Consider the following 699-nt stretch of genomic DNA (forward strand, 5'->3'; position numbering starts at 1 on the left):
GCCGCAGCGCGCCTCGGCCTCGGCCAGCGCCGCTTCGACCTTCAGCATCGCCCGCAACACCGCCGTGTCGCTGAACATCAGCGCGATCTCGGCATCGGAGAGCAGCGGGCCGAGCAGGGCGGAATCGAAGGGCGAGACGGTCATGACGGCACTTTACCCCATGGGGCATTCTGTCGTGACGTCCCAAAACCGTCATTGCGAGCGGAGCGAAGCAATCCAGGGCGGTTTGGCGTGGCCCCTGGATTGCTTCGTCGGCTTCGCCTCCTCGCAATGACGGTGAGGGGGTTACACCGCTTCCAGCGCCAGGGCGATGCCCTGGCCGACGCCGATGCACATGGTGGCCAGCGCCCGGCGGCCAGCGCCGAGGCTGAGCTGCAGCGCCGCGGTGCCGGCGATGCGGGCGCCGGACATGCCGAGCGGGTGGCCCAACGCAATGGCGCCGCCATTCGGGTTCACATGGCCCGCGTCGTCCGGCAGGCCGAGGTCGCGGGTCACCGCCAGGGCCTGGGACGCGAAGGCCTCGTTCAACTCGATCACGTCGAAATCGCCGATCGAGAGGCCGAGCCGCGCCATCAGCCTGCGGCTGGCGGGGAGGGGCCGAAGCCCATGATCCGAGGTTCCACGCCGGCTACGGCGCCGCCCAGCACGCGGGCGATCGGGGTCAGGCCGTGGCGCGCGGCCGCGGCCTCGGACGCCACG

General features: G+C 71.2%; 1 pseudogene. It reads right to left on the reverse strand.

Going from position 1 to position 699, the window contains the following annotated elements:
• Positions 1 to 285 precede the first annotated feature (285 nt).
• Positions 286 to 699 (reverse strand): annotated as a pseudogene (locus tag P409_RS35540) (3-oxoadipyl-CoA thiolase); the annotation flags it as partial.

Source organism: Inquilinus limosus MP06, from assembly GCF_000767795.1.
GTDB classification, from domain to species: domain Bacteria; phylum Pseudomonadota; class Alphaproteobacteria; order DSM-16000; family Inquilinaceae; genus Inquilinus; species Inquilinus limosus_E.